20 protein-coding genes and 2 pseudogenes are annotated in these 25,156 nt (G+C 44.2%); 15 read left to right on the top strand and 7 right to left on the bottom strand.

Annotated features, from left to right (window positions below):
• Positions 1-19 precede the first annotated feature (19 nt).
• The 4 genes from iolE to iolG all read left to right on the top strand — a co-directional run bounded on the left by iolE (position 20) and on the right by iolG (position 4,670).
• Positions 20-952 (top strand): myo-inosose-2 dehydratase, encoded by a 933-nt coding sequence (gene iolE / locus MP3633_RS12100; protein WP_176335732.1) that lies wholly within the window; start codon positions 20-22, stop codon positions 950-952.
• Between the two features lie 47 nt (positions 953-999).
• Positions 1,000-2,526 (top strand): CoA-acylating methylmalonate-semialdehyde dehydrogenase, encoded by a 1,527-nt coding sequence (locus MP3633_RS12095; protein WP_176335731.1) that lies wholly within the window; start codon positions 1,000-1,002, stop codon positions 2,524-2,526.
• 21 nt (positions 2,527-2,547) lie between these two features.
• Positions 2,548-3,378: a 5-deoxy-glucuronate isomerase gene (iolB, locus tag MP3633_RS12090; protein WP_176335730.1), complete on the top strand. Its 831-nt coding sequence runs from the start codon at positions 2,548-2,550 to the stop codon at positions 3,376-3,378.
• Between the two features lie 293 nt (positions 3,379-3,671).
• The gene (iolG, locus tag MP3633_RS12085) at positions 3,672-4,670 is read left to right on the top strand and encodes an inositol 2-dehydrogenase (protein WP_176335729.1); all 999 of its coding nucleotides are present in this window, start codon (positions 3,672-3,674) and stop codon (positions 4,668-4,670) included.
• A 51-nt stretch (positions 4,671-4,721) separates the two neighbouring features.
• Here iolG and MP3633_RS12080 read toward each other — a convergent pair.
• The 6 genes and pseudogenes from MP3633_RS12080 to MP3633_RS12055 form a co-directional block, all read right to left on the bottom strand.
• Positions 4,722-5,311: pseudogene (locus MP3633_RS12080) on the bottom strand (hypothetical protein).
• Positions 5,301-5,888 (bottom strand): annotated as a pseudogene (locus MP3633_RS12075) (hypothetical protein). The pseudogenes MP3633_RS12080 and MP3633_RS12075 overlap by 11 nt, the downstream one beginning before the upstream one ends.
• On the bottom strand, positions 5,878-6,462 hold the full coding sequence (locus MP3633_RS12070) for a hypothetical protein (protein WP_176335728.1): 585 nt from the start codon (positions 6,460-6,462) through the stop codon (positions 5,878-5,880). Before MP3633_RS12070 ends, MP3633_RS12075 begins: the two are co-directional and overlap by 11 nt.
• Complete coding sequence (locus MP3633_RS12065) at positions 6,455-9,370, bottom strand: DUF2235 domain-containing protein (RefSeq protein WP_176335727.1); 2,916 nt, start codon at positions 9,368-9,370, stop codon at positions 6,455-6,457. Before MP3633_RS12065 ends, MP3633_RS12070 begins: the two co-directional genes overlap by 8 nt.
• Positions 9,371-9,581: 211 nt before the next feature.
• The gene (locus tag MP3633_RS12060; RefSeq protein WP_176335726.1) at positions 9,582-10,649 is read right to left on the bottom strand and encodes a DUF748 domain-containing protein; all 1,068 of its coding nucleotides are present in this window, start codon (positions 10,647-10,649) and stop codon (positions 9,582-9,584) included.
• Between the two features lie 159 nt (positions 10,650-10,808).
• Positions 10,809-11,219 (bottom strand): acyl-CoA thioesterase, encoded by a 411-nt coding sequence (locus MP3633_RS12055; RefSeq protein ID WP_176335725.1) that lies wholly within the window; start codon positions 11,217-11,219, stop codon positions 10,809-10,811.
• A 195-nt stretch (positions 11,220-11,414) separates the two neighbouring features.
• On the opposite strand from MP3633_RS12055, the gene MP3633_RS12050 reads away from it, so the two are divergent.
• The 9 genes from MP3633_RS12050 (at position 11,415) to MP3633_RS12010 (ending at position 21,255) form a co-directional block, all read left to right on the top strand.
• Positions 11,415-12,014: a pentapeptide repeat-containing protein gene (locus MP3633_RS12050; RefSeq protein WP_176335724.1), complete on the top strand. Its 600-nt coding sequence runs from the start codon at positions 11,415-11,417 to the stop codon at positions 12,012-12,014.
• Positions 12,015-12,047: 33 nt separating this feature from the next.
• The gene (locus MP3633_RS12045) at positions 12,048-12,587 is read left to right on the top strand and encodes a hydrolase (RefSeq protein WP_176335723.1); all 540 of its coding nucleotides are present in this window, start codon (positions 12,048-12,050) and stop codon (positions 12,585-12,587) included.
• Positions 12,588-12,859: 272 nt separating this feature from the next.
• The gene (locus MP3633_RS12040) at positions 12,860-13,147 is read left to right on the top strand and encodes a hypothetical protein (RefSeq protein ID WP_176335722.1); all 288 of its coding nucleotides are present in this window, start codon (positions 12,860-12,862) and stop codon (positions 13,145-13,147) included.
• Between the two features lie 121 nt (positions 13,148-13,268).
• On the top strand, positions 13,269-15,617 hold the full coding sequence (locus tag MP3633_RS12035) for a zinc/cadmium/mercury/lead-transporting ATPase (RefSeq protein ID WP_176335721.1): 2,349 nt from the start codon (positions 13,269-13,271) through the stop codon (positions 15,615-15,617).
• Between the two features lie 377 nt (positions 15,618-15,994).
• Positions 15,995-17,170: an isochorismate synthase gene (locus tag MP3633_RS12030; protein WP_176335720.1), complete on the top strand. Its 1,176-nt coding sequence runs from the start codon at positions 15,995-15,997 to the stop codon at positions 17,168-17,170.
• Entirely contained in the window at positions 17,167-18,795 is a 1,629-nt protein-coding gene (locus tag MP3633_RS12025; RefSeq protein WP_176335719.1) for a (2,3-dihydroxybenzoyl)adenylate synthase, read from the top strand. Before MP3633_RS12030 ends, MP3633_RS12025 begins: the two co-directional genes overlap by 4 nt.
• 6 nt (positions 18,796-18,801) lie before the next feature.
• Positions 18,802-19,719, top strand: a complete 918-nt coding sequence (locus MP3633_RS12020) for an isochorismatase (RefSeq protein WP_280526378.1) — start codon at positions 18,802-18,804, stop codon at positions 19,717-19,719.
• Positions 19,716-20,474 (top strand): 2,3-dihydro-2,3-dihydroxybenzoate dehydrogenase, encoded by a 759-nt coding sequence (gene dhbA, locus MP3633_RS12015; protein WP_280526377.1) that lies wholly within the window; start codon positions 19,716-19,718, stop codon positions 20,472-20,474. The genes MP3633_RS12020 and dhbA overlap by 4 nt, the downstream gene beginning before the upstream one ends.
• 94 nt (positions 20,475-20,568) lie before the next feature.
• Positions 20,569-21,255 carry a 4'-phosphopantetheinyl transferase family protein gene (locus MP3633_RS12010; protein WP_176335718.1) on the top strand — a complete coding sequence of 229 codons (687 nt, stop codon included), beginning with the start codon at positions 20,569-20,571 and terminating at the stop codon, positions 21,253-21,255.
• A 127-nt stretch (positions 21,256-21,382) separates the two neighbouring features.
• On the opposite strand, the gene MP3633_RS12005 is transcribed toward MP3633_RS12010, so the two are convergent.
• Positions 21,383-23,461, bottom strand: a complete 2,079-nt coding sequence (locus MP3633_RS12005) for a TonB-dependent receptor (RefSeq protein WP_176335717.1) — start codon at positions 23,459-23,461, stop codon at positions 21,383-21,385.
• Positions 23,462-23,581: 120 nt separating this feature from the next.
• On the opposite strand from MP3633_RS12005, the gene fes reads away from it, so the two are divergent.
• On the top strand, positions 23,582-24,892 hold the full coding sequence (fes, locus tag MP3633_RS12000; protein WP_176335716.1) for an enterochelin esterase: 1,311 nt from the start codon (positions 23,582-23,584) through the stop codon (positions 24,890-24,892).
• Between the two features lie 36 nt (positions 24,893-24,928).
• Positions 24,929-25,153: an MbtH family protein gene (locus MP3633_RS11995; RefSeq protein ID WP_176335715.1), complete on the top strand. Its 225-nt coding sequence runs from the start codon at positions 24,929-24,931 to the stop codon at positions 25,151-25,153.
• The last annotated feature ends 3 nt before the right edge of the window (positions 25,154-25,156 follow it).

Raw genomic sequence — 25,156 nt, 5'->3', positions numbered from 1 at the left:
CAGAGCTTGGAGCAATCCTATGAACAGCAACAATAAAAACAATAACGCGAAAACGGAATCCAACATCCGAATCGGCATTAATCCTCTGACTTGGACTAACGACGATTTACCCTCGTTGGGCGCGGATACACCGCTCGAAGTATGTTTGAGTGAAGCTCGTCAGGCCGGTTACAGCGGCATAGAATTAGGTAATAAATTTCCTCGTGATGCGTCTGTCTTAGGGCCAATCTTAAAGCAACATGATTTGTCTCTTGTATCAGGCTGGTACAGTGCACGTTTACTTGAGCGAAGTGTAGAAGACGAAATTGCAGCGATGCAAGATCACCTCAATTTGCTCAAAGCGTTAGGGTCGACTGTCATGGTGTTTGCCGAAGTCAGTGGCTGTATTCATGGAGATCAATCCGTTCCTTTGTCTTATCGCCCCCGTATGACGGCGAACCAATGGGACGAATACGCCAAACGTATGACTGCGGTAGCGAATTACATGGCCGCCGAAGGCGTCAAAATGGCGTATCACCATCATATGGGCACCGTCATCGAAACCGCGGAAGAAGTCGATAAGCTAATGCAAATGACGGGAGATAACGTCGGTTTGTTGCTGGACACCGGTCATATTACGTTTGCGGGTGGTGATGCATTAGCGATGGCGAAAAAGCACGCTAAACGTATCACTCATGTTCATTGCAAAGACATTCGTCCAAGTGTGTTGAAGGATAACCTTAACCGAGACAGTGCGTTTTTGAATGCCGTTCTAGAAGGTGTTTATACGGTACCTGGCGATGGCAGTATTGATTATTTCCCTATTTTTGAAGTGCTGAAATCTGTGGACTATTCCGGTTGGATTGTGGTGGAAGCGGAGCAGGATCCGGCTATTGCGCACCCATTAACGTATGCAACGAAAGGTTACGAGTATTTGTCTGCGAACTTAAAAAAAGCCGGTTTTACTTTTTAATCTCACGCTAGAAATGTCCGAATTCATGTATTTAAAGAGAGAAAAAAATGTCTAATTTGAATAACGTTATGGGTAACTTCATTGACAATAAATGCGTTGAAAGTACCTCGTCTCGTAAAGCAAACGTCTTTAACCCTGCGACAGGGGAGGTGTCTCTATCCGTATCACTGAGCACGGTTGAAGAAACACAATCCGCCATTACATCGGCACAAACGGCGTTTGAAACTTGGTCTCATGTCACACCATTAAATCGCGCCCGCGTGATGTTTAAGTTTAAAGCTTTAGTGGAAGCACACAGCCATGAGTTAGCCGAATTGATTGCCAGTGAACACGGCAAAGTCTATTCCGATGCCATGGGCGAACTGACGCGCGGCTTGGAAGTTGTGGAGTTTGCTTGTGGTATTCCGCACCTTCAAAAAGGCGAGCACAGCTTGAATGTGGGTCGTGGTGTTGACAGTTACAGTTTGATGCAGCCGCTTGGTGTTTGCGCCGGTATCAGCCCGTTTAACTTCCCTGCGATGGTGCCAATGTGGATGTTTCCTGTGTCCATTGCTTGCGGTAATACGTTTGTGATGAAACCGTCGGAAAAAGACCCAAGCACCATCATGCGCCTTGCAGAATTATTGAAAGAAGCGGGTTTACCAGATGGTGTCTTCAACGTAGTAAACGGGGATAAAGAATCGGTTGATGTATTGCTAACTGACGAACGAGTGCAAGCGGTGAGCTTTGTTGGTTCTACGCCTATTGCGGAATACATTTATGCAACAGCCAGCGCACACGGCAAGCGAGTGCAAGCTCTAGGTGGCGCAAAAAATCACATGTTAGTGATGCCAGATGCCGATCCAAACCAAGTAGTGAACTCATTAATGGGGGCGGCTTACGGGTCAGCGGGAGAGCGTTGTATGGCGATTTCGGTTGCGGTTTGTGTCGGCGACGAAGTGGCTGATAACCTGATTGCTAAACTGCAAAAAGAAATTACGACGATGACCATTGGACCCGGCTTGTACAAACAATACGGCATCGAAAACGAACCGCACATGGGACCTTTGGTCAGCCAAGAGCACGCACAAAAAGTACGTGATTACATTACGTCAGGTGTGGAACAAGGTGCGACTTTAGTGGTTGATGGTCGTGATTTCGTCTGCAAAAACCACGAGCAAGGCTACTTTGTTGGACCTACGCTTTTTGACCAAGTGAAAGCGGGCATGCGTATTTACGGTGAAGAAATTTTCGGTCCCGTTTTGTGTGTGGTTCGAGTGGATTCTTATGATGAAGGCTTGGCGTTAATTAACCGCCACGAATATGGTAACGGCACCGCCATTTTCACGAGAGATGGTGATACCGCGCGTCAGTTTACTGAAAAAGTTCAAGTGGGCATGGTTGGTGTCAATGTGCCTATTCCAGTTCCTATGGCGTTCCATAGTTTTGGTGGTTGGAAGCGATCTTTGTTTGGTCCTTTGCACATGCATGGGCCAGATGGTGTGCGTTTCTATACTCGCATGAAAACCATTACGGCCCGCTGGCCGACAGGTTTACGCGCGGGTCCAGAGTTCTCTATGCCAACCATGAAGTAATTTGTTTCGAGGTTTTTGATTATGTCGCATTTACTAAGTAAAAATAGCCTAAGTAAAAATAGCCAACAAACAGGGCAGACTCAAACTCAGCTGGTGACACCTAAAAGTGCCAATTGGCGTTATGTTGGCTTTGAAGCGCACCAGCTTAAAGCGGGTGAGTCGATCACCATCGAAACGGCAACGGACGAAGTGTGTGCGGTGATTCTGTCAGGAAAAGCCAATGCTAACACCAAGCTTGAAGCGTGGAAGAATATAGGTGATCGCATGAGCGTATTTGATCAAAAAGCGCCGTACTCTGTGTATTCTCCGGCGCAAGATGAGATCCGTATTGAAGCGATTACGGACGTGGAAGTGGCTTTTTGCAAAGCGCCGGGTAAGGGCGGTTTTAAAGCGAAACTGATTTCACCTGAGCAGTGTCAATATGAAACGCGTGGTGTAACGAGTAATACTCGTCATGTGTGCAATATTTTGTTTGGTAACGAGCCAGCGGACAGCTTGCTGGTGTGTGAAGTCATCACGCCAAGCGGCGGCTGGTCGAGCTATCCGCCTCATAAACATGATACCGACGCAGCACCTGCAGAGACTCAACTGGAAGAAACCTACTATCACAAGATAGATCCACCGCAAGGTTTTGTTTTTCAGCGAGTCTATACCGATGATCGCCGCATAGATGAAACCATGGCGGTGGAAGACGGCGATCTTGTCATGGTGCCAGAAGGTTATCATCCTGTCGGCGTGCCTCATGGCTATCAGTCTTATTATTTAAATGTCATGGCGGGGCCAAGTCGAAACTGGATATTCCATAACGACCCTGATCATGAGTGGATTATTGAAAGAGACAAACAAGTTTAAAAAAATCAGATGTTTTCATTAATAAAAATAACAGCTGCTATCGAAAGTTTTGTTGGTAACTTAAGAAATAACCCCACCCTAACCCTCCCCTTGAAGATAAGGGGAGGGTTAGGGAGGGGTTAAAATCACACGTCTTTGTGAGGGCCAAACAATTCGTAATGAATACGATCTGCTTCTACCCGGGGGAAAGTACTAAGCTCCTCCCCCTGCTAAGGGGGAGGTTGGGAGGGGGTGTTTGGTGATATCAATACTGTTTTAGAGAGCAGTGAAAATAACATTGAAGGGATAATAAAATGCTTAATTTTGCTTTGTTTGGTGCCGGTCGAATCGGGAAAATGCATGCCAAAAACATTCAGGCGTTTTCTCAATCGAATCTCAAATATGTATTTGATGTGCATGCTCCCGCGGCAGAGGAAGTGGCCAAAACGACGGGTGCGAAAGTCGTTTCCAGTGTGGATGAAGCCTTGGCAGATCCAGACGTTCATGCGGTATTGATTGCAACCAGCACCGACACGCACGTTGAACTGATTGTAAAAGCCGCGAAAGCGGGCAAAGCAATTTTATGTGAAAAGCCAATCGATCTAGACACCGCAACGGTAAACGCTTGTTTAGAAGAAATTAAAGATTGCCCAGTGCCAATCCAAATCGGCTTTAACCGTCGTTATGATCCTAGCCACGCGGCTGTCGCCAAAGCCGCGCAAGACGGCAGTATTGGTAAACTAGAACAGTTGATTATCACCAGTCGTGACCCTGGCATGGCACCAGTGGAATACCTGAAATCGTCTGGGGGGATTTTTCGTGACATGGTCATTCATGATTTCGATATGGCGCGTTTTGTTCTCAACGAGGAAATTGTTGAGTTACAAGCATTCGGCGGAGCGATGGTGGATGAAAAGATCACTGATATTGGCGACGTTGACAGCGTGATGTTGATCATGAAAAGCCAATCCGGTCGTTTAATTCACATTAACGGCTCTCGTCGTGCAATCTATGGTTACGACCAGCGCGTCGAAGCATTTGGTTCAGAGGGCATGGTTATTTCGAATAACCAAACACCTACGTCCGTGACTCGATTCACCAAAGAAACCACGCAAGTCAAAGACCCGCTTTATAACTTTTTTATTGATCGTTATGTGGATGCTTATAACCTACAACTGACGTCTTTCATTGAAAATGTCTTAGCGAAACAGCCCGTATCGCCAAGTTTTGAAGACGGACGCCGAGCGCAAATGCTAGCCGATGCCGCACAGAAATCCCTTGAAACAGGGCAGAAAGTAACGCTGAGTTGGTAGAAAATAGATTTAGTATGACGTAATAGAAAAGGGCGAAAGCCCTTTTTTGTGTCAATTCTCATCATAAGGCGAGTCAGTAAATGGCATGGGAGACATTTCGCCTTTGCCATCAAATAGAACAACTAAATCAGTGACTCCTCGTGGGGATTTTTTGACCCAGTTTTGAGAGTCAGCGTCTTCTCTAGGAGAACAGTCTGAATACAAGTCAACACACACCAATGTATAAAGCACCTGAATTCTTTCCTTCTCCACTAAAACTTGAATAGAACCATCTTTTTCAGTGTAACTTTTATAATAGTTAAACAGAGTGCGGACCTTTTTTCCGCCAACTCACTGTCGATGTCGGCTGAAATTCGATAATAAGTTGTTTTGTTATTCTCTTCATATTTGGCCCAATAACCCTCAATGTGTTTGGGCACGCCCATACGACCAATGTCGGCACTTTTTCCAGGGTAGCCATTCACGGCACCGTAACCAAAGCCGCCGCCTCCGCCTAAGACATCTGAAACAGACATACTCCGAATGCCATACTGACCATCCAAACTGCCCGCATTACCGATGTTGGCGACATAAAAGGGCTTTTCTTCACATGCAGAGAGAAAGAGTAAGGCGGTAAGGACGAATAGCCGCTTAATCTTCATACTGTGAATCAGGAAATGGCGTTGAAGACACTTCACCTTTACCATCAAACAGAACGACGACATTGCGAACCGACCCAGGTGCTTTTTCTACCCAATGATTAAGATCAGAATTATCCTTTGGTGTGCAATCGTCGTATGAAGGAGAACAATAAAGGGTGTAAAAAATTCTGACTCTCTCTCTCTACCACGACTTGCATGGAGCCGGTTTTGCCTTTAAAAGACTCATAATAGCTTCTGAGAGTGCGAATTTTTTTTCCGCTAACTCACTGTCTATGTCGGCTGAAATTCGGTAGTAAAACTGAAATCCTCCAGTGGAATATTTTTTTGCCCAATAACCCTCAATGTGTTTCGGGACGCCCATACGACCAATGTCGGCACTTTTTCCAGGGTAGCCATTCACCGCACCGTAACCAAAGCCTCCGCCTCCGCCTAAGACATCAGAGACGCTTACGGAACCCATGCTGTAAGGACCATCCAAACTGCCCGCATTACCGATGTTGGCGACATAAAAGGGTTTCTCTTCACATGCAGAGAGAAAGTGTAAGGCGGTAAGGACGAATAGCAGCTTAATCTTCATACGGTGAATCTGGAAATGGCGTCGAAGACATTTCACCTTTGCCATCAAATAGAACAACTAAATCAGTGACTCCTCGTGGGGATTTTTTGACCCAGTTTTGAGAGTCAGCGTCTTCTCTAGGAGAACAGTCTGAATACAAGTCAACACACACCAATGTATAAAGTACCTGAATTCTTTCCTTCTCCACTAAAACTTGCATAGAACCATCTTTTTCAGTGTAACTTTTATAATAGTTAAGCAGAGTGCGGACCTTTTTTTCCGCCAACTCACTGTCTATGTTGGCTGAGATTCGGTAGTAAGTTGTTTTGTTATTCTCTTCATATTTGGCCCAATAACCCTCAATGTGTTTGGGCACGCCCATGCGACCAATGTCGGCACTGGCTCCGGGGTAGCCATTTACCGCACCATAACCAAAGCCGCCGCCTCCTCCTAAGACATCTGAAACAGACATGCTACGAATACCATATTGACCATCTAAACTGCCTGCATTGCCAATATTGGCGACATAAAAGGGCTTTTCATCACAAGCCGTCAATAATAGGAATGTTGTTAATACAAATAGCAGTTTATTCATTGTCGTACACTTCCCTGTTTGGGGTTTTGAGTGGTGCATTGGGTTGGTAACGCGTAAATGTTTTCAGGTTGGCGATAGCATCCACTAGGCCATCTTGTATAGTAGCGCAACCGGGGTTGATGACTTTATCGTGGGAACGATGGATATAGCCTTTAGGCAGATCTGCTTGCCATTGATCAAACGTAATACTTCCTAGTGGTTCTTCTTTCAGTTTTTCCCATAACGCCGTCTGCTCAGTATTTTCTTCATAATCTTTCGGTAACCGATATTCTTTGTCAAACCACTCAACCCCAAATCTTTCTGCTTGTTGTTTCATGCGCTCTTGCGCGAGCCCCGCCAAACTGGCATCAATGGGCTGCAAGCGATAAAAGTACAAGACAGCGTCTTCCTGCTCTACTTTGCCATGTTGGCTGTAGGTTGCTTTACATTCAGACTTCCACTCGATTTGGTGGCGTTGCTGTTCTTGATAAAACAGCGTATCAAAGTCCACTAGTCTGCCTTGGTAAGCGTATTCCTCTTTCTGGTCTTGATAAGACAGTGTCTTAATAAGCTCTCGGTTGTAGGTGTTGTTGGTAGGAACTCCATAGTGCACTGGCAAATTGGTTTTGTCATATTGTTTAACAAAAGGGTAACCGCCCCCTACGTCAGTGTGGGCGCCGGGGAAGACTTCTTCATGAAAATTAGGCGGCAGTTTGTCTTTTGTTTTTAATGAAGACAGGGGGAAGTTGATTCTGTATTCATGGTGAGCGCATATCTGAAACGCTCTGCCAACGTCTTTTGAGTTCAAGTGGAGCTGGAAGCCCCCGTTACGGTTATCGCCGGGTAGGTAAAAAGATCCGACGGTGTCAAATAATCCGACAAAGCGCACACTGCTCGAGCGTTGGTTATCTCTATGATAGCCATCATTGTTTTCGCTGTAGGTTGAATAGTGTGTTCCCCCTAATAGATTGGGGTGATGTTTTCCTGCTGCATTGAGATGAGATCGCCCAAGAGGGGCGTTACGAGCACGACGGTAGTCTGGTAGTCCTTCCTGAACGAGGACATTGATAAAGTGTCGAGCGAGGGCCGCCCCACGACTAAAGCCAAACACATCAAAGGCAAGGTGAGTGATAGTTTGATAATCACTGCCTAACAAGCTGATAATCCTATTTAGTTCTTTTACTAATATCTGCCACTTTTGAAACGCTCCATTGTCGTCATAGACGCCAAAAGCACTGGACGGTTTGCTTTCATCCTCACCTTTATCGATAACCTCTGGTGTTTGCCAAGCCCCATCTAGAGTACCAACACCGGAGACATAGATTTTAGCGGATTCCCCCGTTTTTTCAGGGTAAGCCGCAAACAGTCTGGCGATGTTGGTGCGAGATTTATCACCTCGTGTTTCTTTGTGTTCGTCGTTTTTTTCGTTTTGCCCCGTACCATCAAAAAACACACCAATACGTAGGATGTGTTCGGGTTTAATGTTGACCAACGGCAGGCCCTTTTTTACCAACCGTTGCCTCAGCGGTAAGAGGGCGCGGTTGGTTAGGGTGGCGTTGGACTTACCAAATTGATAATGGCTATTCTGTGCACTATTGTAGGTGCTGGGAGGCTCAGGTGGGTATTCAAAGGTATCAAATTCTACGGTATTGCTTTGCGCTGTGTCTTTTCTAACGTTGAGCGTGTCGCCTATTTTGAGGGCGATAGGGTTGTCATGAAAATGGGCGTTTTGGTTGAGCAATTCCAGTGCGCTTAGATCATATTGCTGAGCAATTTCTGCCCACGTCTCGCGTTGCTGAGTGGTTGGGTTTTCTACGACTCTGTGAGAGGTGATGTCGGCTTTTTTTTCAGCTTTTTGTAAGGTATCTCTTGCCAGTGGAGCGACGGTTGCGACGTCTAAAAGCCGTTTAATGTCGAGCTTAATTCCCTGCTCATCCAGCCATGCGGGAGTCACTTGATCTAACTCGGTTTTCGATAGTTTTTCACTTCTGTAAACAAGGTACTGATCCGTGACGACTTCCCCTGCGATCTTCCAATACACCAGCAGAGAAAGACTAATATGATTAAACGTCTGTTCGGCACCCCATTTCAACAAAGGGGTAAAGCCTTCTTCGCCAACCCATTTATACTCTTGAATCAGCTGATCGGCTTTAAAGTGATAAAGGTAGCCCGATGTGGTTAATGCTAGGCGTTCGCCATATTGTACGGCGGGCATAATGGGGATAAAGGCGTCGTTTACAGTGCCAGATCCCAAGGACACCATATTGACGCCTTTTAGGGACAACCCCATTACATCATTGGCGACGGAAAAACGTAGGTTTCTAGGGGCCTTTGAATCGGTTTTTATTGTGTATTTTGCACCGTATTTTGTTGGACTAGCGTCCCAATTCGCCTGTGGATTTTTACCGTTGGTGTCGGTGAGTTGGGTGGTGAGTCTGCTTGGTAGGTGGGGAGCCTTGCTGGAAAAGGCGATTTCTATGTTGTATTCGTAAGCCAAAGGCGCTTGACGCTGTTGAGTGCTGCTGTCTGGTACGACAGGTTCTGGTGTGTAGTGGATGGGTTGAGCAGGGTGAAGGTTGCCATTATTTTGATCAGTGAAGGCGGATGACCCACCACCGATTCCCCCCATATTAAGACGATTTTGCAGTGCGATTAAGGCGCTGGGCTGAAAGTCTAATTCTGCATCAGGGTTGATTTGCCATTCGTTTAACACGAAATTGCTTGAGGCTTGAATGAGCAACGGTGTGATGGGACTGTCAGTCAGGAGAACGTATTCACCGGCGGCAAACTTTTCTAATAGAGCGTCGGCGGTCATGCCTTTTGGCAATATAGCCTGAAGGTCACGTTGGTCTATTTGGCTTAGGCCACCTTCTACTTTTTGGTACTCAAACGCCATGAGCTTATCCAGCTCAATCTTGCTGTACGTCATCAACAAATCCTTGTCATTGTTCGTTTGCTTAATTGTAAACGGATGTTACTGGTCGATAACAACGGAAGCAAACGATAAGTCACTTTAGACATTACTATCCGTCTTTTTATGGACGATAGTGATTCTAGTAATGACCTTTTTAGTTAGATAGCACAGGTTTCCTTATTTTTTGGGCAAGAGCGCTGTGTTATGTCTTTTAGAGACCAATAAACTATTCATCGATTGGAAGGCCTTCAAATTTATTATCAAAAGCTTCTATAAAAGCGTTCTTTAATGCTTCGATGACAGCGTCAAAGGCGCTGATCTCTGGGTTGTCTAATGAACCAGTAATGTTAATTTGAGTGGCGACTTTATCTGAACTATTGTTGGTGAATAATCCCGCCAAACCGCCGCTTAATCCTTCCCACGAGAGCTGGAATAGTCCATCGTTATCTTTTACCGCATCTTGTTCCCAATCTAATATATCGACATCTTTGAACAAGGGTTTGACATAACCATTGAGTTTACCGCCAGACGCTTTGAGTTCACTGATGACTTCTCCTGTTCCTGCGCGGAAGTCGAAATTCGCGTAAGCTTGCGCGAAATCGTTAAGCAGGGGCAATGAAACTGAGTCTGTTTTGAGTGAGATTCTAAAGTCATTCGAAACAAAAGGATCAAATTGTGCGCCCATGTTCATAGAAGCGAAGTTTAAGAGTTTGGCATTGAGCTTTAAATCCGCGACGCGCTTTCCGTCTTGCCCTGCAATATTGGTCAGGTTTGTTACTTCGGCATGAAGTTCCGTGAGCTGAATATTAACCGGGGGCGTTGAATCAAAATTTCGAAACGCAATGCGGCCATTGTTGAGGGTGATTTTACTGATGGTAATGGGAATAAGCCCTTCAACAACGCTTTTCCAATCGCCGCCTTTACCGGATTGGGCGTTTGCGGCTTGATTACTATCAACGAAGTTTACTTGAGGAGAATCAAGAGAGAGGTCGGCTAAAATCTCACCTTTAAATAAGGCTCGCCAACTCAGAGCAATATCAATGTTGTCGATCCGTAGGAAAGGGACTTGATGATCGCCTTTTACTTTCGAGAAAGACAGTTTTTGAAGCTGGTATGCACCTCGATATATATCAATATCCACGTTCTTAATGTACCCAGTGTACTCACCCATGTCAGACAGCTTTTGATTCACGGTGTGCAGCGCCCAATAGGGTAAATACAGTCTGACTATAATAAGTGCGCTCAATGCCACTACAATAAAAGTTACCGTGTTCTTTAGCCGTTTAGCCTTCATTCTAATCCCCTTGTTTAAACTGATTTTAAGGAGAAGAGCGTTTTTTGCAATTAGAATGACAGGCTTCCATAATCTATACACGCTGTTGCTTTTTTATATACAGTGCGTGTGAAAAGCACGAACGATTATGATGGTGCCACTGTGGAAGGTGCTTTTACTTTATTCGGAATCGGCAATGGCTTGTTCGATTTTTTGTCTCAAATCATCAGGTAACGCAACCGCCGCTTTTAACGTTTTAGAAAAACAAACGTAGGTGACGTCGGCTTCTGCAACAAGGTCTTGGGTTTGTGCATTGATAATGGTTTGTTTCATCGTGATGCTACGATTGCCAAGTTTAATGTATCGAGTTTGCACTTCGAGAGTGTCACCGAATCCAGCTTCGGCTCTGAAGTTGATGTTTATATTCACTACGGCCCAAGCGATTCCTTCTTCCATGAGTTCTACGCCGCCAAAGTCATCAAAAAAAGCCCAGCGACCTTCTTCTAAGAATTCTAAATATCGGGCGTTGTTGACGTGTTGAAAAATATCTAGGTGGTATCCTCTCACTTTGATTTGGACTTTGTTGAGCATGTTATTTCCTTTTCAAAAAAATGTGGAGCAAAAAGGGTACGAGTCTAAAAGAGAGAAAAAAATAACAAAATCGCTCGACTTTCATGACAGTAATTTTGGGCCTAGGCAATTAAATCTTATTCGGTAGAAAAGTGGTTTTGATTGAGAGGTAAAGGTTCTCTTGTTACTTTAGTGTCACTAACAATGGGAGGTCAGATGGAAAATACGTTAATGAATGACGCATCATTCGATGGTTTAACCTTCACCGATTTGTCTTATGTGCAGGAAACTATTAGTCGTAAGGCATTTGAGTCTTGTGTTTTTGAATCTTGTGATTTTACAGAGTCTTTTTTTGATGCCTGTTCTTTTAAGGACTGCCAGTTTACTAAATGTAAGCTAACGGCGGTTAATGTGAGAAACAGTAAGTTTTCCGATGTGCAATTTCATGACTCTAAAGTATTGGGTGTCGATTGGACAAAAGCCTATTGGCGCGGCTTGGATTTAGGTGCGGCGCTGTATTTTAAGGCATGCTTAGTTAATGCGTCTTCTTTCTATGGTTTGAAACAACCGGGAATTACCTTCGAAGATTGCCGTGCTCACGATGTGGATTTTAGAGAAGCGATACTTTCTCGGGCGACGTTTTCTGGTACGGATTTAACCAACAGTTTGTTTGCCAATACTACGTTGACGGGAGCCAATTTTAACGGTGCGACCCATTACGATATAGATGTAAAGAACAACAATATTAAGGGGGCGATATTTTGTCGTTATGAGGCGGTGAGTTTACTCACATCATTGGGAATTAAACTGGTATAAGGCCAGACCTAATAAAAATAATTAGAGGTGTTTATGTTAAGAAAAGAAAGAACCGGTTTGGTGGTGATCGATGTTCAGGGAAAGCTGGCGACTATTGTGCATGACAGTGAGCTTTTTATTGCTAATCTCGTCAAGCTGATTAATGCAGCAAAACTATTAGGCTTGCCTATTTTGTGGTTAGAGCAAAATCCTGAAAAATTGGGCACAACGGTGCCTGCATTGCGAGAGGTTTTGGATTTGGTCAAACCGATACCAAAATATTCTTTTAGCGCTTGTGGCGAACCGGCTTTTGTTGATGCGGTCAAAAAGTCTAAAGTGAACACTTGGTTACTTTGCGGTATTGAAGCACACATTTGTGTTTACCAAACGGCTCTGGACTTGCTTGATTCAGGCTATATGGTAGAGCTGGTAAGTGATTGCGTGTCGTCTCGTTCTTTGGATAACAAAACATTAGCGCTCGAAAAATTAACGCGCAAAGGCGCAGACGTCACCAGTCTTGAAATGTGTCTGTTTGAGCTGATTGGAGATTGTCGAGCAGACGAATTTAAAGCGGCGCTTAGTTTAATTAAGTAACTTACCCCCTCCCAACCTCCCCCTTAGCAGGGGGAGGAGCTTAATGCTTTTGTTCCTTCCTTTTCTTCTTTGCAAGGGAGGAGCTTGATGCTTTTCTTCTCTCTCTTTTTTGTAAGGGGAGGAAGCGTTTTTTAGGTTATCAATGCTATTCATGAGAATGCTCAGTTTTTTAACGTTTAATTTATCTCGGAAGGTCTGCTTTGTGTTTTAATCCAATAATATTTTGTTATTTTACATAACACGTCCGATATTATTTCCTTTAGGCAGGCAGCATGAACATAGATAAATCTAAAAAACGTATCGCAAAGAAAGTTAAAATGGGCTTTAAAGGTTATCCGCAAGTATCCTTTTCTTATTTTGGTGAAACAACAGAAATAGCCACAGAAGTCGTTGTCACCTTTGTTTTGGAAGAGGGCGCTGAGCCACAAGAACAACGTTTTTCTGGTCAAAATGATGTGCGTGAAGACGAAATTATTCAATCTGCTTTGGTGAAAATCATGGAACGTACCGAAGCAAAAACCGTACTGGAAGTAGAAGGCGTAACGCTGAAAGGCAAATAGCGTTAAATGCTATTAATGTGTTTCTTCTGCTTGACCTTGGACTGTACTCCAAGGTCTACACTCTTGTTATGAATTTTCTATCAGTAATTAATTCGTTACAAGTTTAAGGCAGGAGAGACTTATGCATGACCATACTTCCCACAAGAATACATCTCATAAACAGACGCCTCATCAGCATAATGCTGATTGCCAGTCCCATTCTTCGTGTCATTGTTCCGGCACTGATAAATCTCATGCTAATCATCGTCAATCGAATACGAAAGCACCTTGTTGCTCAACACAAGGTGATGCTTCAACGAGTTGTTCGAATGACGACAGCGGTCAGCAAGAAAACCAATGCGGTTCTTCCGACGACGAGGACGACAGTTTAAGTTCATCGACTGCTAAACAGTCATTCAGTTGGCGTGTGAAAGGTATGGATTGTGCCAGTTGCGCACGTTCGATAGAGCGTGCGGTTTCTTCTCTGGACGGCGTTGTCAGCGCTAATGTGGTTTTTTCTACTGAAAAACTGATGGTGGAAGCGGACTCTGATATTTTCGACGATATTGATAACGCAGTGAAAAAAATTGGTTTCAGCTTAGTACCTTCTAATGCTAAACCGTCACCAAAAAGCACGGCTTTTATCTCTGTTCAGCAATTGTGTGAGTATGGTCCGATTGTCGCTCTGGCGGTGCTGATGTTGTTGAGTTGGGGAATCGGGCAAGTAAACCCAGTGTTTGGGCAAACGGCTTTTATTGCGACCACTTTGGTTGGCTTAGTACCCATTATGAGTAAAGCATGGAGGATGATGCGAGGTGGCTCGCCTTTTTCCATTGAGACCCTGATGAGTGTTGCCGCAATAGGCGCGCTATTCATAGGGGCTACTGCTGAAGCTGCCATGGTGCTGTTGCTCTTTATGATCGGTGAATGTTTGGAGTCGTTTGCGGCCAATCGTGCACGCCAAGGTGTAAGTGCTTTGATGGCGTTATTGCCAGAAGATGCTTTAATCATTAAAGATGGTGTGCGCCATAAAGTCGCTATATCTGATTTATGCTCTGGGGATGAAATTGAAGTGTCGCCAGGTGAGCGTTTGCCTGCAGATGCGCAGTTACTATCTGAGGCTGCCAACTTTGATGAAAGTGCATTGACGGGTGAATCGGTTCCTATTGAACGGCTACGTGACGAAAAAGTCCCCGCAGGCAGTTTACTGGTGGATCGTGTCGTGCAGCTCAAAGTCGTTTCGCAGCCCGGTAAAAATGCCATTGATCGGATTCTGCATTTGATCGAAGAAGCCGAAGAACGCCGAGCACCGCTTGAACGTTTCTTAGACAAATTTAGTCGAATCTACACCCCCGTGATTATGCTGATGTCTGTTTTGGTGATTCTGATTCCGCCTTTGGCGTTTGCTCAACCTTGGGAAACATGGATTTATCGAGGTTTGACTTTGTTATTGATCGGCTGTCCTTGCGCGCTTGTTATTTCAACGCCGGCGGCGATTACATCTGGTTTGGCAGCAGCGACTCGTCAAGGTGCTTTGATTAAAGGTGGATTGGCTTTAGAACAACTTGGCCGAGTGAAAACGATAGCCTTTGATAAAACGGGTACGCTTACACAAGGCAAGCCTACGGTGACGGATGTGTTGAGTGTTAACGGCACAGACAAGGATTTGCTGGCAGCAGCGGCTTCTATTGAAATGGGGTCACATCACCCGTTGGCCAAAGGCATTGTTTATCACGCCGAGCAGCAAGGTATTTCATTGGTTCACGCCGATAATCGAAAAACTTTGGCCGGCGTTGGTGTGGAAGGGATTTTTTTGGGTAAAAAAATCAAAATAAGTGCACCAAGCAAATTAGACCTTGTTCTTGAGGACGTTATTCGTCAGCAAATAATGACTCTAGAGCAAGAAGGTAAAACCGTTGTCGTTGTTCTGGAGGAAGGGCGATTACGTGGTTTGATTGCTCTGCAAGATACGCTACGAGAGGATGCTAAAGTGGCATTGGCAGATTTACGCTCCTTAGGTATTAACGGGGTGATGTTAACAGGTGATAACACTCGATCTGCGGCCGCGATTGCCGCTGAATTGAAAATAGACTTTCGTGCTAATTTATTACCCGAAGACAAAGTCGCGGCGATCATGGCGTTAAACCAACAACAAGCCACCGCAATGGTGGGTGACGGCATAAACGATGCGCCAGCAATGAAAGCAGCTAGCATTGGTATTGCCATGGGAAGTGGAACGGATGTCGCATTAGAAACCGCCGATGCCGCTTTAACTCATAATCGTTTGCAAGGTTTGGCGGATATGATTCGGCTATCTCGCGCTACCAATGCCAATATTCGTCAAAATATCACCATCGCATTGGGGTTAAAGGCGGTGTTTTTAGTCACGACGTTATTGGGGTTAACCGGGTTGTGGTTGGCAGTATTAGCCGATTCTGGTGCCACGGCCTTAGTAACGGCAAACGCTTTGAGATTATTAAGAAAGCGCTAGAAAACAGTAGTTAGGTCGATTTAATTATTGCTTTCTTAGTTGTCTGGCTCACATTTATGCACGTTCTCTGCCGTCGTATTTAGTCTGTGAGTCAGTCTAGTTTTCGCTCCCACAAAAGATCTTCTTACCATCAATCTCCTAATAGGATAGCGCTCGGTTTAAGGCGTTTTTGACTGACAACGTTTGCGCTCCCACCTTACTTAAATCCGAAATGTTACTTGTGTTGCTTCTGCTAAAATGGAAATCCAGTGAGGGTGATAAACGCTCTTGTGTCTATTACGAATAATTTACAAAAAAACCGCTGGCCATATTTATTGCAAGTGATTATCATTAGCGCGATTAAATAATCGATAATGGTTATCATTACAGGGGTTGTTATGGATGTTACGTTTCCTGACTATGCGGGCGCTCTGGCGTTAGACCAATCACAAAATGATTTGTTTCTTTTCAATTCAAATTTCAATTTAGTCCGAGCCAACGGTGTTAGCCAGCGGCTTTCGACACCGATCCTTTCTTCATGCTTTAACCAAGAGGTACAAGCACTGTTTGAGCGGGAAAAAGCGAAAGGCATCGCTAATCCTATGATCGTTGGTGCTATTCCCTTCGATATGGATCAGCCGACTCAACTTGTTGCCCCAAGGTGGTCGGAGCGAGTGACACCGTTTAATACTGGCTTGTCTCCATTTGTGGATGAAGATTTTGTTCATCAGGTGGTGGATCAGGGTTTTACGCCAAATCAAATGCCTTTTTTAGAGATGATCGAACAGGCTCTTTCAGCGTTTAAAGGTGAGAATCTGAAGAAAGTAGTGTTATCCAAAATACTGGATCTCACGCTAGATAAAATGGTCGATATTCCTCGCCTACTTGCCAACATAATGGGACAAAACCCAAATGCCTATCATTTTAGTGTGCCACTCGAAAACAGTGTGCTGATTGGCGCCAGTCCAGAGCTGCTAATTAGAAAGCAAGCGAACAAAGTGTTCTCAAACCCACTCGCAGGATCGGCTAAGCGTTTGCAGAAACCAGACAATGACAGGCAAGCGGGAGAGGCGCTTGTTAAGTCAGTGAAAGACCAATATGAGCATCGATTAGTGGTCGAGTCGATTCGATCTTCGCTGATGCCACTTGTGGAAAGCATACATATACAGCCAGAACCAAGCCTTATTTCAACGCCTACCATGTGGCATTTATCCACCGAGATAGAAGCAACGCTGTTGACTGATAATACAACGTCGATTTTTGATTTAATCAAAAACATGCACCCAACACCTGCAATGTGTGGCACCCCAACCCAGCTCGCTAAACAGCACATTGAGTCGTTAGAGCCTCACCAAAGAGGTTTTTTTAGTGGTCTAGTTGGGTGGTGCGATGCGCAAGGTAATGGGGAGTGGGCAATTGCCATACGTTGCGCCGAGGTTTCAGGAAACAAGGTAAAATTGTTTGCCGGCGCGGGCGTCGTGCCTGATTCTTCACCAGAAAGCGAATGGTTAGAAACCAGTGCAAAAATGCGAACCATGATCAATGCCTTTGGCATTAAGGAAAGTATTCTATGACGATTGCTTATACACCATGGCCAGAAACTTTTACGCAAGCTTATCGAAAAAAAGGCTATTGGACGGATCGGCCTTTGACGGATCTGATTGATAATGCACCACAAGACAATATTGCGATTGTATGTGGTGAAAGGTCATTAACCTATCGTGATGTATGTTCTCAGTCGAAAAAATTAGCGATTTATTGGCAAACACTGGGTTTAAAAAGTGGTGACACGGCATTAGTTCAATTGCCTAATATTGCTGAATTTTATGTGGTGTTTTTTGCTCTTATCCGCTTGGGGGTTGCGCCGGTTAATGCTTTATTTAGCCATAACGAAAACGAGCTCAGTGCGTACGCTAAGCAAATTCAACCTAGGATCTTAATTGCTAGTAGCAGACATGCTTTGTTTCACGATGCTCTTTTTTTTAAGACACTGTTTCAGGCATCGGATGTATTGCAACACGCATTGATTGTCGGCAAATCTGAATGGGCTGAGTCGTTAGATAGTGTATTGGAACGGTCTACTGATATGCCATTACATGCTGAGCCAAGCCGAGCGGATGAAGTCGCATTTTTCCAACTCTCCGGTGGAAGTACAGGAACGCCAAAGCTGATTCCGAGAACCCATAACGACTACTTTTTTAGCGTACGTCGAAGTGCTGAAATTTGTCACTTTTCTCCCTCAACAGTCTATTTGTGCGCTTTGCCTTGCGCCCACAATTTTCCCATGAGCTCCCCTGGTGCCTTTGGTGTTTTCCATACGGGAGGTCACGTGGTAATGGCGCCCAGTCCTGATGCCAATACCTGCTTTGAATTGATTGAGCGTCATCGAGTCACTGTTGCCGCTTTGGTGCCACCCGCGCTTGCGCTTTGGCTGCAAGCCGCGCCTTCTCAACAAAAGGCAATAACCTCATTAACGTTAATGCAAGTCGGTGGTGCAAAACTGAGTGAAAGCCTAGCGCGACAAGTACCAGAATTACTCGGTTGTCAGCTACAACAAATTTTGGGTATGGCAGAAGGGCTGGTGAATTACACCAGACTGGATGATGACATAGACACCATCGTTGCAACTCAAGGTCGGCCCATGTGTTCTCTTGATGAAGTGAAAATCATTGATGAGGAAGGTAATGAAGTAGCGGCCAATGTAGCGGGGGAGTTGATTACTCGCGGGCCATACACGATTCGAGGTTATTACAAGGCACCAGAACATAACGCCAAGGTCTTTGACAGTGAAGGTTTTTATCATTCTGGCGACCTCGTTTGTCGAAATGAAAAAGGTTATTTAACGGTGGTGGGGCGTGATAAAGACCAAATTAATCGAGGTGGTGAAAAAATCGCTGCTGAAGAAATTGAAAACCTTTTACTGAAGCATGAGCTGATCATACACAGTGCGCTTGTCTCTATGCCGGATGCCATGATGGGGGAGAAAAGTTGTGCTTTTATTGTCCCTAAAATGGCCTCTCATGGAATGAAGAGCGTCACACTACGTAAGTATTTACGCAGCTTTGGCGTGGCAGATTATAAGGTGCCGGATCGCTTCGAATTTATCGAATCCTTACCGCTAACGCCAGTCGGAAAACCAAACAAAGTGGCGTTGCGTGACGTGATTCGCCAGCGCTTACAACAAGATTCAAAACGATAAAGGACGATGATGAGCATTCCCACTATTTCTTCTTATCCCATGCCAACCGCGGATACTTTTCCAAACCAAAAAGTAAACTGGGTATTGGAGCCCAAGCGTGCCGTATTTTTGATTCATGATATGCAGGCTTACTTTTTGCGTTTTTATGATGCCGAATCTGACTTGATTAAAGCGTTGAAGCAAAATCTTGCTTCCATTAAGGCTTACTGCCGAGCGAATGGCATACCGGTTGTTTATACGGCACAACCTAAAGATCAAAAACCAGAAGATAGAGCACTGTTAAATGATATGTGGGGCAGTGGTCTTAACGATTTTCCTGAACTACAAAAAGTCATCGATGAGTTGTCTCCAGATGAAGACGATACTGTTTTAGTTAAATGGCGTTACAGTGCTTTTCACCGCTCTAATTTGCAAGAACTTATGCAGTCGTGGGGTCGAGATCAGCTCATTATCGGCGGTATTTACGCTCATATCGGTTGCATGATCACAGCCACTGATGCATTTATGCGTGATATACAACCCTTTATGGTTGGCGATGCGTTGGCGGACTTTAGTGAAGCTGAGCATCGGCAGGCACTCACTTTTACGGGTGGGCGAACGGGGCGTGTGATATCGACCAGAGACGTACTTATAGCGACGGATGTTTCAGGTATTAGTCTTCAATACGAACAACTGAAAGCGCAGGTCTTTGCTTTTCTTGATGACGAAGACATTGAAGAGTTTGATGCAAATGAAGAGCTTATCGACTATGGATTAGATTCCATTCAGATTATGTCGCTTGTGAGTCAGTGGAAAAATCAGGGTCTTGATGTGTCTTTTCAAGAGTTGGCCAATGCCAGTACTTTGAATGGATGGTGGGACTTGATCCAAACTAAGCTTACTCAGGGGCAATCTTCCGATCTTATAAGAGCCGAAACAGTATGATGAACCCTCTCGATTTTTCAGGTAAAACGGTTTGGGTAACGGGTGCTGGTAGAGGCATAGGCTTAGAAGTTGCCAATCAGTTTACTGAATTGGGAGCGACCGTCATCGGCTTTGATTTAGCGTTTAGTGAATGCACTTACGCGTTTGATTGTGTTGAGTTAGATATCAGTAACGAGACGGCTGTGAATAAAGCCGTACAGGAAGTGCTTGCCGATTATCCTGTGTTAGATGTACTAGTAAACGGCGCGGGTATATTGCGTTTAGGCAGTGTTGAGGAAACCAGCTTTGAGGACTTCAAACACTGTTTTAATGTGAACGCGGGTGGTGCTTTTTTGATGATCAAACACACCATGTCTAGATTTAAAAAACAGCAGCATGGGGCGATAGTAACCATTAGTTCGAATGCCGCTAAAGTACCGCGTCAGAATATGGCGGCTTATTGTGCGTCTAAAGCGGCTTTATCCGCATTAAGTCATACGGCAGGACTGGAATTGGCCCCATACGGAGTGCGTTGTAATGTGGTATGTCCTGGTTCGACCGACACACCAATGCAGCGCTTGTTGTGGACTAATGACGAAGCAGAAAAAAATACGATTAAAGGCTTTCCTGAGCAATATAAGTTGGGCATTCCTCTTGGTAAAATTGCTCAGCCCAGTGATATTGCGCAAACTGTTCTGTTTTTTGCGTCTTCCATGTCGAATCACATTACGATGCAAGATGTGGTGGCGGATGGCGGCGCTACATTAAACGCTTAATGACATATTCACTAAAGACATAGCCTTTTTTTGAGAAAAATTAATTAGCTCGGTATGATTATCATATCGAGCTTTTTTATAGGGATGAAAGAGAGTGAAACGCTTCTATCAAACACAAATACGTTTATCTGAATCCGGTTATGTAAATGTTAGTCATTTTTGCTTTATAGAGGGTTCTTTAGTTGGAACTGATTATGACATGACTATCACTAAGCCTTTGGATTATGAGAAGTGGCGAAGTAAACGCCAAGAGACCTTCTTAGCTGGGCGACTTGCCGTTCGTCATGCGCAGGCGTATTTGAATGAGCCAGCGAAAGATATTCTTAAGGCAGAAGACGGCTCGCCATTATGGCCGGGCGAATACACAGGCAGCATTTCCCATACAGACAACCAAGCTGTCGCGGTGTTATTACCGCAGGCGCAAGGAGACATTCAATATATTGGCATTGATTTAGAGCGGCTTGTTAATGCCGATAAACTTGATATTGCCCATTTAATAGGCTTAGAGAGAGAATTTAAAATATTAATAGCGGAAGGGATGGAAAAATCATTCTTAGTCTTACTTTTATTTTCGCTCAAAGAAAGTGTTTATAAGGCTTTGTATCCTGCGGTTAGAGAATTTTTTGATTTTTTAGATGTAGAGTTGATTTCAAAAGATGGCAACGACTTTTTTGAATTTCAAGTAAAGCGTCAGCTAAGTGAGAAAATACCATCAGGTTTTATATTACGAGGCAGTTATGCCATACAAGACGAACATGTAATGACATGGGCATATTGTTAGCCGTGATGGTTTTATTTTGCCGTGATGGTTTTATCTTGATCGTCAGTGTATTTCGGGGCTGTGCAAAAAGTATAAAAAAGGCGAATCAATCATGATTCGCCTTTTTGGTTTGATTGCTTAATACATATTACATGCGGTAAGTAGCGCTTAGGCCAACGGTGCGAGATTGGCCAACAGAGGCTCTGGTGCCTCTGTTTATTAAATAAACAACGTCTTCATTTGTGAGGTTGGTAATATACCCATCGATGGTTAAGTCTCCAACTGTATATTGAATACGAGCATCAGTGATAATGTAGTCTCCAGACTTGTAGTCTTCTGTATTATCTAAATCTGAATAATATTCACTAACATACGTTGCATCTGCTCCAAAGGATAAGTTGTCACCAATATACTGTGTGAAACCTAAGCCAAGGTTTAGCTCTGGGGCATAGGTTAGTTTATTACCATCCCACTCAGAAGTGTCATCACTGGTAGCACTAATTTTGTTTTGCAGTGTACCGATGGAACCACGTAGTTCTAAATCGTCTGTAGCTAGGGCTGTGATTTCTAATTCAGCGCCATAAGTCTGGACAGACTCCACATTTTCTAATGTGTTGCTTGTGTAGGCTTGATAGTCAGAATAATCGTTATAGAAAAGGCTTGTATTCACCGACATACGGTTAAAACGAGTTTTGCTGCTAAGTTCAAAGGCAGTAACTTCTTCCTTATTGTATGTGTAGTACTCGTTAGTATTCCAGTTTAGCGCAGCGCCGCCCGCGTTATAGCCTTGTCGAACAGAAGCGCCTAATGTCGTTTTTTCGGTTATGTCATAGGTCGCACTTAGTTTTGGTAAAAGGATTGTTTCTGAATCATTTTGATCTAGAGTGTAGGTGCTGGCTTTTACAAGAGTTCTATCTTGACTTTCGTTTTCGACACGACCACCTGCGGTAATAGACAGTTTCTCAGTAGCATCGTAGGTCGTTTCTCCAAATACGGCTAATGTGGTTTTTGTTCCGTTAGCAATAAAGTAATTGGAATCGGAAGAGCCAAAATCGACATCTAAGGTTGTATCTGATTGAGAGGCATAGACTCCGATTAAACTAGCAAGATTGGAGTTATTTGGAGTAATTATTATTCTATTTTCTACAGCAATTGTATCTTCTGTTTTTCTCAATAACGTAGTTCCAGGGTATTCATCAAAAGAAGCATCCTGACTGTTATAACTGACCTGCAGTTGATTTTTAAGGTTGTCTGAGATTTGATAATCAACATCGACTGCAATGCTATCTACCGTTGAATCTTGAAGGCGGGTATTTGCAGAACTACTTGAGTCTATTGAAGACGTTTGAGAGCTGTAATTTGTGCTATCGCCATTAATCCAAGAAAGGTACTCGCCTGTATTTTTTCGATGTGTAATACTTAATTTAGCTGTTAATCCTTCAATATTTGCAGGTTCCCAAAGTAACTTACTTCTAAAATTCATAGATTCTGAGTCGTCTAAATCAGGAGAGTCGGCGGCATCACTGTCTGCCACGTCATAATCTACCCAACCTTCACCTGTGGTGCCGTCAAAAGTTAGACGATAAGCCAATTCATCTGTAACTAAAGTGCCAGAATTCATGGCGGCAAGATTATATTTAAGGTTACCGTTGTTGTATTGCTCTAAGCCCAAGCGAATTGCACTCTCTGGTATAAAGCTAGGGTCATTTGTTTTAATAACCACAGCGCCGCCAATGGCACTTGTACCTTGAGATGTGGATTGTGGGCCACGAAGCACTTCAACCGCTTGAGTGTCCCATAAACCTGCAGGAGTAAAGTTGTATCCACCCCATGCTTCAGAAATACCATCTACACTGGTTGTAATACGAGGGCTTCCGCCTGTCATAAAAGCGTTACTTCCAACAGCTGCACCAGCGCCATTAATGCCTCGGATGTTAATCGTTCCGAACCCTGCTGTAGTTACGTTAGGTGCTTGGACAACAATATCATTTACTTCTTTCGCTTCACCACTCGCATAGCTTTCTTCACCAATCACTGTCACTGCCGTGGTGGTATCTTTAATATCTTTATCTACTTTTTCGCCAGTAACAATGAGTGTAGGCAAACTTGTTGTATTTTCAGCAAAGGTATTTGCTGAAATGAAAGCAGCATTAATACTGATGACAGCGACGGCAACAGTAGATAAGCGACTTGGAAAACGCGCGGATGAATTTTTAGAGAGAGACATTTTTTTCCTTATTTATGACAATTGAGTAAAGATCTTGCTAATGTTATTGATAATGAGAATGATTAGCAATACTATAATTTAAGTTTTTATCTCTTGTGCGTTTTTAAAAGGAAAATAGTGTTGATCGATCAATCTGAGTTGGACGTCTTGCTAAAAAATTACGATTTGCCTCACTGCCAAGTAGGTAGTGATATGTGGTGGGATAAGATTCGTTCCAAAGGTGCGCCACTCATTAAGAAAGAAAGCGATAAAACGAGTTTGGTGTTGTTTATTTGGCAAGACCCACAGGGAAAAGAAGCAGACTCCGTAATCGCTAGTGTGTTACTGGATGTGAACTCACTTACCGACCACCACAGCTGGACACCCGTTTGCCTAGATAGGGTAAGCGGAACCGATGTTTGGCTTGGTACGTTATTAATCGACTCTCAATGGCGAGGCAGTTATTCCTTCATTCCGATTGAAAAGCACCAGTTACCGGATCTCGTTCAGCGAACTGGCGATGGGTCGAGAGAGGCTCAACGTGCTTGGTGGATGGACGTTGCTGGAAATCAAATTCACGATGATTTGAATAAATTACCGATGTTAGTGTCTGGTTGGGGTATGAGTTCGCCTTTACATCTTCCTCATGCTCCATTGGAAATGGGTTGGAAAGAGTGGGAGCAAGGAGAGCTAAATATAATCTCGGCGGAGCGCATTCAAACGATTGAATGGCAAGAAACACAGCTTGGTAATCAACGACACTGCTGGCTTTTTTCTACCGCTGTAGGCGATGCGCCATTGGTTATTTTGCTGGATGGGCAAAAGTGGAGTGCGGCGAGTGGCGCTTTATCGGTGCTTCAGCATTTGACAGATACAAAGCAATTAGCTCCGGCACATTACCTGATGATTCCTTCTATTGATGGAAAAACGCGTTGGAAGGAGTTGAGTTGCTATCGACCTTTCTGGCAAGCCGTGATTGACCGTTTATTGCCGATGGCGCAAGCCCAACTTGTTCAATCAAACCGTTCTATTTCTAGTTATGTAGTGGCGGGCCAGAGCTTAGGCGGGTTGGCGGCGCTGTTTGCTGGCGTTACTTTCCCTGAGTACTTTTCAAAAATCATTAGTCTTTCAGGTTCTTTCTGGTGGCCAGAAGAAAATCGAATGCGCACGCCTAGCACAACTGAGTCTACCAATGATTTACCACTGAATAATATTCCCCGTAATAGTGTGGCGGATCATATTTTAAATGATCGTGTCAGTGCGGCTCATTTAAACGTATTTATGACGGTTGGTTTGGGCGAAAAAGACATGCATCCCTACAACGATGTTACTTATGACGCCATTAAACAAAAGAGTGGCTTGGTGCGTTACGAGAAAGTGTACGGCGGCCATGATTGGTTGTCATGGCGTTCAGGTTTGGTTAATGGGCTAGTGCATTTAATGCCAGTTTAGCGCTTAAGGATCATCAGATTAACGAAGGAGTAACCAATGAGTAATGAAACAAGTAATCCATTTGATAATGAGTCACTGAAATTTATTGTTTTGGTGAACGCGCTGCAGCAGCACAGTTTATGGCCGATTTTTAAGACGACGCCACAAGGTTGGCAGCCCGTTTTTGGGCCGACTACCCGTGACGATTGTCTCGATTATGTTGAAACGAATTGGACGGATATTCGTCCACAAGGCCTACCTTCACTTTCTAACGGTTCCTAAAGA

Source organism: Marinomonas primoryensis (assembly GCF_013372285.1).
GTDB lineage: Bacteria > Pseudomonadota > Gammaproteobacteria > Pseudomonadales > Marinomonadaceae > Marinomonas > Marinomonas primoryensis.
The sequence above is the reverse complement of the archived record's forward strand: the minus strand, read 5'-3'. Positions and strand labels throughout refer to the sequence as shown.